The organism is Geobacter sp. (genome assembly GCF_030834625.1).
Classification (GTDB): domain Bacteria; phylum Desulfobacterota; class Desulfuromonadia; order Geobacterales; family Geobacteraceae; genus Geobacter.
In genome coordinates this window covers 23,092-37,934 of the sequence record NZ_JAUQXO010000079.1, presented here as the reverse complement: position 1 = coordinate 37,934, position 14,843 = coordinate 23,092, and the positions used below count along the sequence as shown (strand labels likewise).

At 57.4% G+C, this 14,843-nt stretch carries 14 protein-coding genes; all 14 read right to left on the bottom strand.

The genetic code is table 11. The features are described 5' to 3' along the window. Positions 1 to 236: 236 nt before the first annotated feature. Complete coding sequence (locus tag RCH91_RS19450) at positions 237 to 920, bottom strand: hypothetical protein (protein ID WP_306536782.1); 684 nt, start codon at positions 918 to 920, stop codon at positions 237 to 239. 89 nt (positions 921 to 1,009) lie between these two features. Beyond that, positions 1,010 to 2,617, bottom strand: coding sequence for an HNH endonuclease (locus RCH91_RS19445; protein ID WP_306536780.1), 1,608 nt, complete (start codon positions 2,615 to 2,617; stop codon positions 1,010 to 1,012). 94 nt (positions 2,618 to 2,711) lie between these two features. Beyond that, the gene (locus tag RCH91_RS19440) at positions 2,712 to 2,981 is read right to left on the bottom strand and encodes a hypothetical protein (protein ID WP_306536778.1); all 270 of its coding nucleotides are present in this window, start codon (positions 2,979 to 2,981) and stop codon (positions 2,712 to 2,714) included. Between the two features lie 245 nt (positions 2,982 to 3,226). Next, the gene (locus tag RCH91_RS19435; protein WP_306536775.1) at positions 3,227 to 3,427 is read right to left on the bottom strand and encodes a hypothetical protein; all 201 of its coding nucleotides are present in this window, start codon (positions 3,425 to 3,427) and stop codon (positions 3,227 to 3,229) included. 73 nt (positions 3,428 to 3,500) lie between these two features. Then, positions 3,501 to 4,538 (bottom strand): thioredoxin domain-containing protein, encoded by a 1,038-nt coding sequence (locus RCH91_RS19430; RefSeq protein ID WP_306536773.1) that lies wholly within the window; start codon positions 4,536 to 4,538, stop codon positions 3,501 to 3,503. Positions 4,539 to 4,576: 38 nt separating this feature from the next. Then, positions 4,577 to 5,689 (bottom strand): hypothetical protein, encoded by a 1,113-nt coding sequence (locus RCH91_RS19425; RefSeq protein ID WP_306536771.1) that lies wholly within the window; start codon positions 5,687 to 5,689, stop codon positions 4,577 to 4,579. Positions 5,690 to 5,706: 17 nt separating this feature from the next. Beyond that, complete coding sequence (locus RCH91_RS19420) at positions 5,707 to 6,819, bottom strand: thioredoxin domain-containing protein (RefSeq protein WP_306536770.1); 1,113 nt, start codon at positions 6,817 to 6,819, stop codon at positions 5,707 to 5,709. After that, positions 6,816 to 7,877 (bottom strand): hypothetical protein, encoded by a 1,062-nt coding sequence (locus RCH91_RS19415; protein ID WP_306536769.1) that lies wholly within the window; start codon positions 7,875 to 7,877, stop codon positions 6,816 to 6,818. Before RCH91_RS19415 ends, RCH91_RS19420 begins: the two co-directional genes overlap by 4 nt. 29 nt (positions 7,878 to 7,906) lie before the next feature. After that, complete coding sequence (locus RCH91_RS19410) at positions 7,907 to 8,212, bottom strand: hypothetical protein (RefSeq protein ID WP_306536767.1); 306 nt, start codon at positions 8,210 to 8,212, stop codon at positions 7,907 to 7,909. A 16-nt stretch (positions 8,213 to 8,228) separates the two neighbouring features. Continuing rightward, entirely contained in the window at positions 8,229 to 8,576 is a 348-nt protein-coding gene (locus RCH91_RS19405) for a hypothetical protein (RefSeq protein ID WP_306536766.1), read from the bottom strand. A 51-nt stretch (positions 8,577 to 8,627) separates the two neighbouring features. Then, positions 8,628 to 11,609, bottom strand: a complete 2,982-nt coding sequence (locus RCH91_RS19400) for an ankyrin repeat domain-containing protein (protein ID WP_306536765.1) — start codon at positions 11,607 to 11,609, stop codon at positions 8,628 to 8,630. Beyond that, complete coding sequence (locus RCH91_RS19395; RefSeq protein WP_306536763.1) at positions 11,609 to 13,006, bottom strand: hypothetical protein; 1,398 nt, start codon at positions 13,004 to 13,006, stop codon at positions 11,609 to 11,611. The genes RCH91_RS19400 and RCH91_RS19395 overlap by 1 nt, the downstream gene beginning before the upstream one ends. After that, entirely contained in the window at positions 12,999 to 13,787 is a 789-nt protein-coding gene (locus RCH91_RS19390) for a hypothetical protein (protein WP_306536761.1), read from the bottom strand. Before RCH91_RS19390 ends, RCH91_RS19395 begins: the two co-directional genes overlap by 8 nt. Beyond that, a complete protein-coding gene (locus RCH91_RS19385) occupies positions 13,784 to 14,644 on the bottom strand; it encodes an ankyrin repeat domain-containing protein (RefSeq protein ID WP_306536759.1) in 861 nt (286 codons plus the stop codon). Before RCH91_RS19385 ends, RCH91_RS19390 begins: the two co-directional genes overlap by 4 nt. Positions 14,645 to 14,843: the final 199 nt, after the last annotated feature.

The window sequence follows — 14,843 nt, the reverse complement described above, 5'->3', positions numbered from 1 at the left end:
ACAGAAGGAGCTACTGCAAAAGCTGGGAGTCAAGCCGATTCCAAGCCAGCTTAAGGACGTTGTAGTGTAAAAAACCGGAGGCCAAATCAGCTAACTTGCTGATTGTGCGACAGTTGTGTCCTGCAAAGTGTCAAACTTCGGGTGGCCCCTGAATTCGTGCATTTCTGCATAACGGTTGTGAGCACACCGGCGGCTTATGTCGCCCGGTGCTGCGCTTAGTTGAAACATTCATATCATTACTTATTATCAAGAAATAAAATATCGGTTGCGCTTTTTATAGAAACTAATTTTTCTCTTGGCACTATGATGGTTTTTCTGGGGGCATAAAAAGCAAAAAGATTTTCAGAGGCTTCTACAAGGTGACCTGTAGCTGTTTTAGTTCCACTTTCATCATATGACATAACGTAAATTTGAGGTTCGATAATCCTTTTATTTTCAATCTCACGGTCCACTTTATTTTTTATGCTAACTCCTTCCTTAAAAGCAATTTCCTTTGACATCCCTGACGGCACTACAAACAGCAGCGCTGAAAAATATAATAGGAACAAAAGGCTCGCAAGGTTGAAGCCCTTATCAAAGACATTTAGTTTTACTTCTACGTCTGTAATAATTTTGTTCCTTATTTTTTGCCAAGTTTTCGTTTTAGAAAATTGATGACATATAGCAGCGACAACAACTATAGCCCCGCATAGCCCTAAAAATGGTAGTAACCCCTTCACCCAAAGTCTCAAGAGGGCGTTGTAACCTGCAAAAAGAACTCTATCGAGTTGATATGGGAACAACACTGGATTAACACCGAAAGCTTCAAGGTATCCTTCATGGTACGCATTACCGTACAAGTACAGAACTGCGGTAAAAAGAGCCAAAACAAGTGCCCCGCTAAGGACTTCAAATGCCTTAACCAGACTTCTCTTCGTCATAACATTTCCTTAGTTGTTTTCAACGGTTCGGCTGTGAGCGGGGCGGCGCTTTCTTGCCGCATCCGCTCTACTAGCCTGGTTATACAGTTCTATTGATCATCTGATTTGATCATTTCTACGTAGTTCAAAGGCTTTATTAGAACTTGTACGCCATCTGGCGTTCTTCCTGTTTCAAAGACAGTTCTCCAGTATTCATAAGGATTTTTCCCAGAGAAGATCGTACTTGACATACTTCGATCCCTCCAAAGAGGTAACATCTTTAAATTTTTAATAAAATTACGGATATTTTTCCATAATTGTTCGGGAAAGACTTCTTGGAACATTCTGTTCTGTTCATAAAGTCTTCCAGTATTTGCAAAATAGTTTTCTATTACTTTTCGCAAATACAAGAGCCAGCTATATATGATTTCTTCCTTACTGATTCTATAAGCTACAAGATGATCATCAGTAATGTCAGTGTCTTTCCTGTCAATTATCTTTTGTTCGATTCTATACACGCCTACTTCTGGCTTGAACTTTCCACAGTAGACCTCATCTGCAAATATATTTAGAAGTTTAACAAGTTGAGTTATCTCTAGCTCACGTGGGTTCAGCCCCTCATCGGATTTATAACCAAAATTTGTTCTCAATATTAGTTTTGTGTCTATGAACAACGACAGGAATGTCTTTTCAAATGCGGAATATGATATTGGCAGTTCTTTTGCTTTTCCTTCAAAATCAACAAAATCTTTTAAAATATTTTCTTTTGCATAAGTTATTGTGTGTTTTAAACTGTCAATAATGTATTTCTTTATATTAGCTTCACCCTTAAAATAGTCCACAAGCTGTTCTTCAGAAAAATCAAAGTTATCCTCAGATAGATTATGATCAATTTGATATTTTCTTATACGCTCATAATATAAAGTATTGTTCAATTGGCGCATGATTGACTTATCGAAAGCAATTTGGCGAAGCGTACTACCAGCGTTTGTATTTGTTTCTGTCAGTCTGTCTACGTTAGGTTCAAGGAATAGACGTAATAGAAGTCGTTTGTTGCCAAGTAGAATTTGCGCAACAGCTTTGTGTTGGCCGTCAAACACCATAATCTTGCCGTTATTGATTCTTGCCAGAGTTAGATGTAATTGCGGATTACCTTTTTGGAATTCTTTAACAAGCAGAGAAATACTGCTATTAATACCTCTCGGGTTTATTAGCGAATCATGATGGATATATTCTATTGGAACTTCAATAAAACATGTTTGTTCTTTAGAAAACAAGTCAGTAAACACGTTATTGTACTGCAATGTACTGTCTCCACATTTATCGAATGAGTATTTAATCCGCGAATCATCAACTTTATAAGAAAATTCGTGTTTGCCACCGCCATGGTATGCAAGAATATCTTTTAACGAGGCTGATCTACTTTCATCATTCTGGATATTATCTTGGATCTTTTTTAATCGATGAAGAACTCTTGCAATATATAGGTTGGAATCTTGTTTTGATTTATTGCAACTCTCGTGAGTTAGTGCAAAGTTATCTTCGGAATCTTTTCCCCTTACTGCTAAAGGAGTGATATGGTCAATATTAGTAGGCTGAATATCAATGTCAATTTCATCCTGACAAATGAAGCACTTGCCATTCTGAATCTGGTGTAGATTCTTTCTAAGCTTTAAATCTTCATCGGCGCTGAGACTCGATAGAAATCTGGAAGACATACAACCTCCTAAAATTAAGTAGCTTTTTGATTCTCCGGCCTTAATGCGTTTCAAGTACTCGAAGCGAAGTATGTCGTCCGCATCGAATTGGTACTTACACCAATCGCCATGGGCCAGAGTCTGAAACCCGCTCTACCTTACCCTCTGCTTCCAGTTCCCTCACTATTGCTGAAACCCAGTATTGTTGGTTGGATGATGTGGCTTTAGGATAATCACCCCAGTCAAAGCCGCACCTCTTGAATATTTGCGCCAACTTCATGCCTTCCTTTCCCGGCTGGCAATCTCCAGTAGCAATCATAAATTCCAGTACAAGAAATTTGGCAAGTTTCCGGATTTCTTCCCCTCGGTTCTGAAACTGGGGCATATATTTCTCCTTTTTGTATAACTCATTCTTGAGCGGTTCACGCGCACGCGCGTGAACCGCTCATCCCCCCGAATGGAACATTTCTACATATCACCACGCCATTCGAACAAAACCTGCATATTCAACTCTTCCAGCCACCACCTACTGGCTGGTGCGGACCGAAAACTGCGCTCATTATAATGATCGATGGTTCAACCGCAAGGTTTCCTTGCTTCGGGGAGGAGAATCAGCTGAACCTTCCGGGGTTATCCGCCGACAACGGCCGCGATGATTTTGACAGCAAAATAGAGCACGATGCCCGCCAGGACGATGCCGGCCGCGACGTAGGTGTAGTGAGGAACAAAGGTGGGTTCGTGCTTGCCCTTCCCGATCCTCCCGACCAGCTTCGGAATCAGGAATACCAGAGCAGCCACCAGCAGATACGGCACCAGCCCATCAAAATCCATCCTCTGTTCCCCTCTCCTGCGCCACATTCCGCCCCATGTTTCACCTCTTATCTGGAAACATAGTTCTTTCTTCTTACCTGGCGGCGCCCTCGAGAATCTCCTTCACTTTATCCTTGGACAACTTGCCGCTTGCGGTCGCCACGGCGCTTCCCCCCTTGTACAGCATCATGGCCGGAACCTCCTTGACCGCCAGTTGGTCGGCAAGCTTCCGGTTCCCATCCACGTTGATGTTCACGAATTTAACCTTGCCGGCGTAGGCGCCGCTTTCCGTCTCGATCACGGGGATGAACTCACTGCACGACGCGCACGAATCGCCCCAAAACGTGACCGCCACGGGAAGGTTCGACGTGAGCACTTCCTCCTCGAACTCATCCTCCTCGATCTCGATAATTTTCGAGCGGAACATCTCTTTCTTGCAGAAGATGAGATAAGGCTTCTCCTGCTCCCTGGTCTGCTTCACATTGAGAACGACTACCGGCCCCTTCGTGTTGGTGTCGCGACTCATCCGGCTGTACATCCGTTCCGAGGAGGCCTTGGACAGTTCGTCAGTAATGTTGTTGGCTTCAATGGCCTTGAAAAGGTCCTCCAGCTTGGTGCCGGGGATCGGCTTACCGCCGACACCAACTATTTTGTACCCCTTCTTCAGCCCGGTTTTTTCGATGGCGGAGCCCGGGAGGACCTGGAGCACCCAGAAGCCGTCGGACATGGCGGCAAAGGTGACCCCCGGCAGGCCCACCTTCCGCTTCAGGGCGATCAGCTCCTTCATGCGCGCCATCTCTCCTTCCACCGCGGCCCGGTCGGCCGCTTGCGGCTGCAGTGCAAGGTAGGCGCGATACTCCCTGATGGCCTTGGCCGGCTTGTCCGATTCGGCGGCAAGCTGCGCCAGGTTGTAATGGATATCGGGCCACGTGGGGGCCAGGGCGGCGGCCGCCTCGAACTCGGCCATGGCGGCCAGGAAATCGGCGGATGTGTCCGCCTTCTCGATCAGGGCCAGGCCAGCCGTGAAGCGCTCCCTGGCCGATGGGGGGACTTCCTCCTGGGCGAAAGCCGGCAATGCGGTCAGGAGGCAGAGGGCCCAGATGAGGATGAAATGTCGCGGGGCTCTGTTCATGGTGGTAATCCTTTCAACGCAGGTTATTTTTCGGTGCATCAACGTGGCATTGCCAGTGGGGTAACGACGAAGTAGGGGGAGTTGTAGAAGTCGGCCGGGCTGAAATCGATCCCGTTCTCGACCTTGATCCGGTCGAAGGATTTCGGCAGGAACTTCCCGGCATTCCGCAACAGCGCCCAGTTGGATTCCGAACAGACCACCTCATCCTTGCCCACCACGCCGTAGTTGGTATCCCCCCACCAGCTGTCCGATGCCTGCTGGTAGTTCTGCTTGTGCATCGCCATTGCCGCTTTATAGAGGGCTTCCCCTTCTTCCGGCCGCAGCGGTTCGGCCAGCTTCCCCAGGGTGGCCACGTCCATGCCGCGCTGGCCGTACGTGTTCTGAAAATCCTTCTCCGTGAGAATGCGCGGCCCCTCCCCCGGCTGGTTGTCCAGGAAGAGTTTCGTGCCGTTGACCTCCTTCAGGTAGATGACGGTGTGGGAGGCGAACGACTTGTTCCCTCCTGAGGTAGCAGCGTTGTCCCCCAGGGTTATGGGGTTGAGATTTTTCAGGCGGCCGTCCTCGGGCTCGATGAGGAGCACGTCGCCGGACTGGAGCTGGCTGAAGGTTTTGCCCGGCAGGGGCGGCACGTTAGCCATGAGCGCGCGCTGGATGGACCCGGCGGTTTTGTTGGGCTCTCTGAGCCGGTCCCGGATCAGCTGCTGCTGCTTTTTCTCCCACGCGGCGTACTGGGTTTCAAACTCAACCTGCTCCCGTATCGCCTCGATGTTCTTGTCGCCGCTTTTCGCCAGGAAGAGGGTCCGCTCCAGTCGTTTCATCATGAGTTCGGCATTACCCTTGTTTTTCAGGCTCCCGGCCTGGGCATCCCTGGCCCTGGCCAAGGCCTGACGGGCAACCGCTTCCGCCTGGGCATTCCCCTTCTGCCGGGCAAGCCCCAGGATGGTTTCCGAGCTACTGATAGAGGCGGCGCTTTTCTTCAGCTCGTCATCGTATTTCCTGATATCCCCGGCGATTGTTTCCTTCAGCGCCTGGAGCTTGAAGATCTCGCCGAGCAGTTCGTTTCGGTCCGCGCCGGTCGTTTGGGCGTGGGAAACGGAAACACCGCCGAGCGCTACGAGCAACAGTGCCGAAATGATGATAAATCTTCCCATTGCGTTTTCCCCGGCGTTCACTGTGCGGCGGCACCCTGCACCAGTTCCGCGAGCCTGGCGTTATCCACCCTGCCGACGGTGCTCGAAACCAGGGCACCACCCTTGTACACCATCATGGTGGGGACTCCCTTCACTTCCAGACTCTTGGTGAGTTTCCGGTTCTCATTCACGTTGACGTTGACGAACTTGACCGTGCCCCCATGCTTTGCGCTTTCCGCTTCCACGGCGGGAACAAGATCCTGGCAGGGGCCGCAGTCGCTGCTCCAGAAGGTCACCACCACCGGCAGGCGTTCCTTGATGACTTCATCCTCGAACTCGTCCTCTTCGATCTCGATCACGCTGGAGCGGAACATGCTCTGCTTGAAGAACAGCTTGCCGGCGTCGCTGGAACCGGGAGCGATGACGGTAAACGCGATGGCCGGCCCCGTTTCCTCCACCGTATTGCCAGCGGCGTCCGGCTGGGTCGCCCGCATGAACTTCTGGGACCGTGCGAAACCCATTTCCGACCTGAATCCGGCCGGTATCTGCCCGGGCTGTTTCTTATCTTCGCTCTTGGCCGCGGCTACCTTGACGGACTGGGTCTCAATAGCCCGGAAAAAACCGTCCAGCTTTGCCCCCACAACCGATTCATCCTCGACGGCGACGATCTTGTACCCTTTCCTCAAGAGGGTTTTCCCCACCCTTGACCCGGGAGCGAGCTCCATGACCCAGATGCCGTCCGGCATGGCGGCAAAGACAACGCCGGGTAGGCCGAGCTTCCGTTTTCGGGCGATCATCTCCTTCATCCGCGCGATATCCCCTTCCACCGCGGCCCGGTCCGCCGCCTCGGGGGCCAGCGCCAGGTAGGCGCGATACTCCTTGATGGCCTTGGCGGGCTTGTCCGTCTCGGCGGCAAGGCGCGCCAGGTTGTAATGGATGTCGGGCCACCGGGGGGCAAGGGCGGCGGCCGCCTCGAACTCGTTGGCGGCGGCAAGAAAGTCGGCGGGCTTGTTCGCCGTCTCGATGATGGCGAAGCCGGCCTTGAAGCGTTCCTGGGCCGCCTCGGGAATGTCCTCCTGAGCCAGGGCCGGCAAAGCGGCCATCAGAGTTACAGCCAGCATGATGATGAGGTGTCGCACGGTTTTGTTCATTGCTTTGCTCCTTTCGGGGCCTGCCCGGCGCCCGGCGCCACGGCCATTTTCCCCACTTCGTTCAGGGCGTCGATCTCCAGCTGCAGCTTCTTGACCCCGGCATCGGCCTCGTTCTTGAGGGTGGTGGCCGTCTCCAGCTCCTTCATGGCTGCCGCCAGCAGATCGTCGGTTTCCTGCTTTTCCTCGGGGGGAAGCACGGCGGTCTGCCGGTTTTTCAGCTCCTCGACCGTTTTCTGTTTTTCGGCGACCTGCCCGGCGGCATCCCGCTGCTTTGTTTTTGCCTGCTCGATCAGGGGGAGGCGCAGGTGCACCTCCTCGATCATGGTCTGGTAGAGGTCCATGCGAAGTTCAGCGGCTCCCCCCGGCATGGGTGGCTCCGGGAAATTCCTGTCGCATCCGGCCATGGACTCTCCAGAGGGTTTCTCGGCGAAGGCCCGGTACTCCATGGCTCTTTGTTCGTCGCCGGCGGCCAGGGCCTTGGCTGACTCACCCGCCCAGTAGGCGCTGCACCGCAGCTGCCGCATGGCCTCCGACCGGTCAGCCAGCGTCACGGCACCCGGCCCTCGTATGCCGGCCAGGAGTTTCTTCTTTTTATTGTCGAACTCCTGCCGTTTCTGCTGCTCGTACTGGCTCTCCATGTCTCTGAGCTGTTGCTCCACCTTGGCGCGCCATTCGGCCGCGGCCCGCTCGTGCTCCGCCTTCTGGGCGGCGATCTGCTCGGGGGTCGGGCCGGAAGGCGCCGACGGAGGGGGGGAATTGATCCAGTTGATGAACGCGTTGGCGGCCATATCGGTTATGGACTGCATGACCTGCAGCTTCATCTGGTTCTTGAATGAGAGCCCCTTTTTTGCTCCCCCGTAGGAGGATGAGCCGCCGCCGGAAGGCTGGTCGCACACGATCTGCCCACCCCGGCAATAACAGGGGATGCCCTGGGCCGCATAGGCTTCGGCCGAGCCTTCGCAGTCCACCTCAAAGCCGGCCCGGGCCGTTCCCGGTCCTGCCACGGCTATCAGCAGGACGGCGGGTACAAACCGCAGCAGTAATCGTGAACACGTCATGATTCCCCTCCTCCACACTTTCTTGGGTGCTAATCGCGCGATCGGATGAAGGTCTTGATGACCCGCTCCCCATCGTGCTCGACTTCACAGACCACACGTCCCATGACCCCGCTGGCCGTGACCAGCATGTGCTGCCGCGTAGGGTCAGAGGAACTTTCGATGACGCGAAACCCGTTCTGCACCGCCTTTTCACGGGCACTGGCGAGAAGTGTTCCGCCAGTTGTCTCACGACAATATCGGACAAGCTTCTGCTTTGTCCGATAACCGTTAGCAGCGCTGATCAGGAAGAGAAAGGCAATCCCGATCAGTACCACCTGCATGGACTTCTTGAACATCTCAATCCCCCTCGCGTCACCTGGTCATGACCCAGACGCCGGCCAGAAATATCCCCGCAATGAGCAGCAGCAACCCCCACGACAGCAGGCTCGAACGGGCACTGTCCGCGGGGGGCGGCGTCTCTGTTTCGTGGGCGGCCAAATGCCTGGTAAGAGCCCTCGCCGACAGGAGGAAAATGACAACTCCGCCGAAACCCACCAGGAGCGACAGCATGATATCCCCCACCAGGGCCCCGGGCCTGCGCGTGATGATTACCACCGCCGCCGTGAACCCAATGACCGCCCCCAGTCCTCCCAGCAGCTTGCCGAGCATCTGGGGTAACTGTCTGAGTTCCGTTTTGGCCTGACGTACTATCTCTCCCATGATCCACCTCCAGCCATGCAGCAGCGCGGTTCACTTCTATCGCAAGCAACCCTATTTACTCCCCCCAGCCAGCTTTCCGAGTCGGGCGCGCACCTCTGCGGAAGCGGCATCGTCGGGATGCGCGGCGAGCCAGCGGGTGAGATTCATCTCCGCATACCCCCAGTGATCCCTGTATTCCGTCTCCACCAGGCCGCAGGTCAGCTGAAGGTCGGGCAGCCGCATCGGCTCGTCGCACAGGAACGTCACCCGCACCGGCATCCCGGGTGCGAGGCGGGCTGCCGTGGCGGCAACCTCGGCGGCATCCTTCATCTTCTGGGTATCCAGGGCCAGGATGATGTCGCCGGTCTTCAGCCCGGCACGCTCGGCGGCGCCACCCGGCACCACCCCCTGGACGTAGGCACCCCCTGCGGCCCGCTTCAGCAGCTTCATTCCGAGCTGGGGCTTTCCCTGCCCCCCCGGCGGAGGCTGCTGCATCTCGGGCACGACATCCACCTGGGCAGGGCGGTAGTCGGCCTCAGAGAGCTGGAATGCCTTTTCGCAATGCTTGTGGACCTCAAAACCCATATCGTATTGATTCCTGGCCCTGGCCGTCAGCTCCCGCACCCGGGCAAGATGGGTGACGAGCGCCAGCTCCCGGATCGCCGGGTCCTTTGACCCGGTGGCGGCATCCAGGGCTGCGTCGTCCTGTTCCAGGGTTCTAATCATATCCACCGCCTCGAAGAAGGTCGGCCCTTCCCCGAGGAACATGAGTTGTCCCTCTCCCGCGACGATCGAGGCGGTTTCATCCATCTGCCTGATGTAATCGTCCTTCGGGATATCGAAGAATGCGGATGTGGACAGTTTTTTGCCCGGCTTGAAGGTGGCCCCTTTCTGCAGCAGCAGGCGCACGATGCGCCGCAGGGCGATTTTGTCCTTCGGCTCCGAGCGGTCGTAGAGGGTGTTCAAAGCCACAAAGAGAGCAGAACGGGGCCGTCGATTCGGCTCCATCTGAACGACGGCGGTTGACGCCCCTTTTTCCAGCAGCAGCTGCACACAGCGTTCGTTGCCGCTGTAGATGGCTCTCCCCAAGGGGGAGAAGTGGAACGCACCGGCGATTTCGTTCAGGTCCGCCCCCCGCTGGATCAGGAGCGAGACAATCTCCTCGTTGCAGGTGGAACCGTACATTTCGCTGAATACGCTGCGCTTGCCGAGTTTGGTTTCATACTGGTAATTGGCCCCGTTTTTCAGCATGAACGCGGTAAAGTCGACTGAAAAGCTCTCCACCAGCGGCGGACCGCCTGGATACCGCAGTGCATTGACGTTGGCGCCGTGACGCACCAGGAGCTCGGCCTTGGCCCGCCAATCGCCGGCGTATTCCGTCCGCGCCAGCGGTGGATACCCTTCCTGGTCGGTGGCATTGGGATCGGCACCCCGCTCCAGAAGGAGCTGCACCGCCCGAGCGGTTCCGAATCTCACCGCCGTGGTGATGAGCGGCTCGCCATCGCCGGATTTGCTTCGGGCGTTCAGACCCTGGTCGAGCATGGTTTTGAGGGCGGCCAGGTCGTCACGGGAAATGGCTTGCTCGGCGGTGGCCTGACCGGTAAGGGTAAAGGACCATTCCCCGGCGGCAATGCCATCCACCTGCACCAGCATTCGATAGCGGCCGGGATAGTTGTTCGCCAGTTCATCGGTATACCGGAAAAATGCCTCTCCATCGCGGGTCCAGTGGGGAGGAGAATAGCCACGTTGGGCTTTTCCCCCGAGGGTGGCGAAGAGCTGGCCGCCGGACTGCTTGGTCACCTGATGGTTAGCGCTTTTCAGCATGCCGCCGTTCGGCTCGTGCCAGGAGACCGTGACCACATGATCCCCGCGGCTTCCGGCCAGTGATGCCTGGTCGAATTCGATCCGGGCGACGATCCGCCGCACTGCCTTGCGGTCGAAACTTTCCGCGAATCCCTTGGTATTGTCGAGGGAGTCGCTCTCGAAGAAGCTGACGCTGCTTATGGCAAGAGGGGCAGCCGCCTCGCCGGGAGCCACCGGCCTGACTGCCAGGTTGAAGCGCCCGAGATCCGCCAGGTTGTCGATGGCCAGCACCCCCAGGGAACTGTTGAAGAAGACATAGAGAGTTTCGCCGGCCAAGGCGATCCGGTGCGCCGATGAGGACATGATCTCCAGGGCGCCGTTCGGGCCGGCAAGGACGATCTCCCTGCCGGTGCTGACGAGGAGGCCGGCCGGTGTCATGGCCAGCCCCGTGACGTTGGATAAGGGATGGGTGTAGAGGGGCGTCTCCGTGCCGTCCTTGACGGCATACCGGACCACCGTGCGCCCCTTGGCCACGTAAAGGGCCTCGCCGTCGCCGGTGACGGCGGTTATGGCTTCGCCCGATTCGTAGGCCAGTTCCATGTCGAGGATGCCTCCCCCCTTGAGGGAACGGAGCAGATAGAGGGCGTGGCGGCCGCTCCGGGCATCGACACCGGCGCAGTAGACGGTGGTGCCGACGCTGGCCAGCACCTCGATCGTGCGCAGGGGGATTTTTGTCAGGGGCTGCAGCGCGGCGTAGGGAACCCCCTTCTTGTCGAGGGTCTTCTCCTTCGGTTCGGCAAGGAGGAACAGATCATTGCCGGACGCCAGCAGGAGCACGCCGTTGGCGAGGTGGGTCAGCCCCGAAAGAGTGGCGTTCACCGCCACCAGGTAGTTTTTGTCGGGATGGAGCAGGTGAAAATTCAAGTCACCGCTGAACGCCAGGACGGGCGAACCCGCGGCGTTCACGCTGAAGATGGCGTCGGTTCTCCCCTTTTCGGTGGGGGGAAGCACCCAGCGGGGCGCAATCTTTGCCCCCCGGGGGAGCAGAAACGTGGCCTCTCCGAAGAGCGGGGGCGCGGGTTCCCGTTCGACCGGTGCCGCGGGAGGAGTCTTTGCGGGAGCTGCCGCCGGCGACGGCTTGACAGCGGCCGACGGTTTTGGCGCCTTTTTGGCAACGGCCAGCCCCGTAGTGCTCAGAACAAGGACCAGAACCTGTGCGGCGATTGCCGGGAGTACGATAGTCCGTTTCATTATTCGCCGAACTGGACCCATGCCTTCACCCCTTTCCGTGATGCGGACAAATCCTCGTTGAAGCGCTTCCAGAAAGCCTCGGCATCAAAACTGGCGCCAGTCGCCGCTGCAGCGTCCACCATGAATCGGTTGAGGGCCTGATAGGCGACCTTGGAATACATCCGCCCCCCCTCCACGGCAAATTCTGCCCGGTCAGCCATCGGTTCGGGCATCTTCGAAATGATGAGGTCCGCCGTCTCGGCGCCGGCCGCGGAAACCCCGCCCTCCTGAGCCTTGACCGCGATCCGCCCCAGGCTCAAAAGCCGTTCGAAGCGGGTCTTGTAGGTCTCGCCGCGGGCCTTTTCGATGGCCTCGCCGGTCTCCGATTCAACGATCCCGGTAATCTTGTCCGCAAAAAAATCCGCCACGAACGCGGTGGTGACTGGATCACTGGGAGGGGACTTCGGGTTTGCGGCGGAGGAGAGCCGCCGGTCGGGGGATTTGATCGCCTGTGCGGCAGGGGTGTCAGACGTGCCGTCTTTCTGGACCATCTGCATGACGGAGTTCAGGAGGGCCTTGTTCACCACGCGGGGAAGCGAGAGCCGGAGTTTGTCCCGCTCCTCGTCGCTGCGGGGCTGCTCGGTAGCCGTAGCCCACAGCTCGTTGCGCCTGCGCAGGGCCGAATAGAAGGTTGCCGCGTCGGCGTCGGTGAGGGTCCCGTCCTTGTTGAGCCGGGCATAGAGTACGGCAACTGTATCCTGGGCAGCGAGATACTCCTGCCACTGCTGCGGCGTGAAGCCGGGGTAAGGTACCACGGCCCGGGGAGCCTGGACCGTCTTGCTCAGGGGCTTTGCGGCGGGCATGACGGCAACGAGCTGCCCCATCCGTTTGCGGTACTCCGACTGCTCCTTGCGGAGCTCTTCCAGACGCTGTTTCTCCCGCTCGGCGCGCCGCAGGTTTTCCTGGATAACCTTGTCGTTGGGGGATTTGCTCACGGCGTTCCGGTACAGATCCACGGCCGTCGCCCAGTCGCTCTTCTCGAAGGCGCGGTTCCCCTGTTCATTGAGGGTGAAGGCTTCCTGCTTGTTCTGCCGTTCCTCCTGCTGCAGTTTCTGCTGCCTCTCCTGCTCCCGCTGCTCCTGCCACTGGCTGATCCGGTCGACGAGGCTCGGGCCGCGTTCATAACCGTCGTTGCCGCCGTCATTGTACGAGCCCGAATCCCCGCACCCGCTGACGCATTCGGGATTGCTCGGGGGAGGAATGTACACCGACCCTCCACCGGTCATGGAGCGCAGCTGGTCGAAGGCCCCCGCAGATGCTTCCGGGACGAAAGCGGCAGCGGCGCACAACTGGCATGCCGCCAGGAGCAGAAGCCCCGACCCCCGGAGTGCTTTAGTAAACCTCGTGTCCTTAGTCATGGGAGGTCCCCCTCTCCGTGGCTCTCGGTTGATCGATGTATCTGCCGCCCGGGAAGAACCGCTGCGTCACCTGCTCAAAGACAGGGAGAAACTCCTGGAATTTTTCCTCCGTTGCGGTGTAGCGCAGGGCATAGAACCCCGGCTTCGCGGGAAGCACCACAAACCGCTCCCGAACCGGTACCCGCCTGGCATTCAAACCGGGCTTGATGTAAACCCCGGGTTTACCGGAAACGCCGGTGCCGCCTGCAACCGAACGCACACTGATTCTCTCGAAAACCATTCCTTCCCGGCCGGCAACCGTCATGGGGGTGATCGTGCCGTAGTCGTTCCCAGCGCCGTCCCCTTCCGGGGCCGACTGCGAGAACACCCTCAGGTAATGGTCCAGGGATGTGTACATCAGGTTCCCTTCCGCATAGTAGAAGATGGCTATGGTGACGGGAACTTCGCTCGGCGACGGGGCATTCAGGTAAAAGCCATGGGTCTTTTTCTCCTCGTTGCTCAGGCCGTAACCGGATCCGTAATTATCGATCCGCGACCAGTCCGGCGGTATGTCGCAGGAGAAGTAGTCCCCCACCTCCACGGTCACAAACCCGTAGGGGTCGGGAACCTCCGGGATCAGGTCGGCAGGCACGCCCGGCTGACTGGACGGTGCCCCCGAAGGAGCAGGAAGCGGCCCCGCCTGGGTTGGTCCGATCCCCGCCGCAAGCGCCGCCAGGAGAACCAGGGACGGCAGCAGGGCCCGCGGATTGCGTCTTTTCGTCACCACTGGCGATGCCTTCATATCGTGTTTTTCCCCCAATCCCTCAGCAGTTCCACAATCGATTCGAAGCCGCGCTCCTCCGCCAGCTGCCGGGGGGTCAGCCCCCTGTCGTTTCTGATGGACGTGTCGGCCCCCCGGGCAAGGAACAGTCTGACGAATTCTTCCTCGCCAAGGCCGACGGCGTAATGGAGCGGCGTGTCGCCGTACCGGCCGGCGACATTGAGGTCCGCGCCGGCGTCGAGGAGGAGGGTCGCGGCCTCCCGCGCCGCCGCGGAAACGGTGGCATGGAGCGGCGTGTATCCCTTGTTGTCCGTGAAATTCAGATCGGCCCCCTTTGCCAGCAGCAGGCGGACCATCCCGGCATTGCCCCTCCGGCACGCCTCACGCAGGGGGGTATACCGGTAGATGTTGGCGATGGTCACATCGGCCCCGGCGTCGAGAAGCACCAGAGCAACCTCGTCGTGCCCCTCGTGAACGGCGGCGTACAGGGGGGTGTTCCCCTCGCCGTTGACGGCATTCACCCCGGCCCCGGCGGTGATCAGCACCCGCACGGCCTCGGCATGGCCGTAATGGGCTGCGTTGTGGAGGGGGGTGATGCGGTACTCCTTGTCCGCGTAGTTCGCATCGGCCCCCCTGGCAAGGAAATCCCCGATGACGCCGACATCGCCGTATCCCCGGTTGAGGTAGAGGAAGAGCGCTTCCGAGGGGGGGGTCCCTTCCGGAATCTCAAGAGGTTTTATGACGGGCTCGTACTTTCGGCCGAGGAACTGCTCCAGAAGGTCAGCGTTATCATCGGCGGCAGCGGCCGGACCCGCCGCCAGCAGCAAAAGCGTCAGCAGTCCTGCGGTTGCACGGAGCATCGTGGCGATAATAGTCATGTCCTGCACCTCTTAGTGTTTTGTGTTTTCAAATGAAGCTCTTGGAGAAGTCACCAATAGTCCCCTCCCCCCTGGCGGGGGAGGGTTAGGGTGGGGGGGAAGTTGACCTGTTCTCGGCAGGTTGTTGTTTCACCCACCCCCTGCCCCCTCCCGTCAAGGGAGGGGGAAAAGACTATTGCAAGAGCCTCAAATGCCTGTC

What these genes read in the sequence shown, in the direction of transcription:
- RCH91_RS19450 (WP_306536782.1), bottom strand. Translation starts at nt 920, where the DNA reads ATGACGAAGAGAAGTCTGGTTAAGGCATTTGAAGTCCTTAGCGGGGCA.
- RCH91_RS19445 (WP_306536780.1), bottom strand. Translation starts at nt 2,617, where the DNA reads ATGTCTTCCAGATTTCTATCGAGTCTCAGCGCCGATGAAGATTTAAAG.
- RCH91_RS19440 (WP_306536778.1), bottom strand. Translation starts at nt 2,981, where the DNA reads ATGCCCCAGTTTCAGAACCGAGGGGAAGAAATCCGGAAACTTGCCAAA.
- RCH91_RS19435 (WP_306536775.1), bottom strand. Translation starts at nt 3,427, where the DNA reads ATGGATTTTGATGGGCTGGTGCCGTATCTGCTGGTGGCTGCTCTGGTA.
- RCH91_RS19430 (WP_306536773.1), bottom strand. Translation starts at nt 4,538, where the DNA reads ATGAACAGAGCCCCGCGACATTTCATCCTCATCTGGGCCCTCTGCCTC.
- RCH91_RS19425 (WP_306536771.1), bottom strand. Translation starts at nt 5,689, where the DNA reads ATGGGAAGATTTATCATCATTTCGGCACTGTTGCTCGTAGCGCTCGGC.
- RCH91_RS19420 (WP_306536770.1), bottom strand. Translation starts at nt 6,819, where the DNA reads ATGAACAAAACCGTGCGACACCTCATCATCATGCTGGCTGTAACTCTG.
- RCH91_RS19415 (WP_306536769.1), bottom strand. Translation starts at nt 7,877, where the DNA reads ATGACGTGTTCACGATTACTGCTGCGGTTTGTACCCGCCGTCCTGCTG.
- RCH91_RS19410 (WP_306536767.1), bottom strand. Translation starts at nt 8,212, where the DNA reads ATGTTCAAGAAGTCCATGCAGGTGGTACTGATCGGGATTGCCTTTCTC.
- RCH91_RS19405 (WP_306536766.1), bottom strand. Translation starts at nt 8,576, where the DNA reads ATGGGAGAGATAGTACGTCAGGCCAAAACGGAACTCAGACAGTTACCC.
- RCH91_RS19400 (WP_306536765.1), bottom strand. Translation starts at nt 11,609, where the DNA reads ATGAAACGGACTATCGTACTCCCGGCAATCGCCGCACAGGTTCTGGTC.
- RCH91_RS19395 (WP_306536763.1), bottom strand. Translation starts at nt 13,006, where the DNA reads ATGACTAAGGACACGAGGTTTACTAAAGCACTCCGGGGGTCGGGGCTT.
- RCH91_RS19390 (WP_306536761.1), bottom strand. Translation starts at nt 13,787, where the DNA reads ATGAAGGCATCGCCAGTGGTGACGAAAAGACGCAATCCGCGGGCCCTG.
- RCH91_RS19385 (WP_306536759.1), bottom strand. Translation starts at nt 14,644, where the DNA reads ATGACTATTATCGCCACGATGCTCCGTGCAACCGCAGGACTGCTGACG.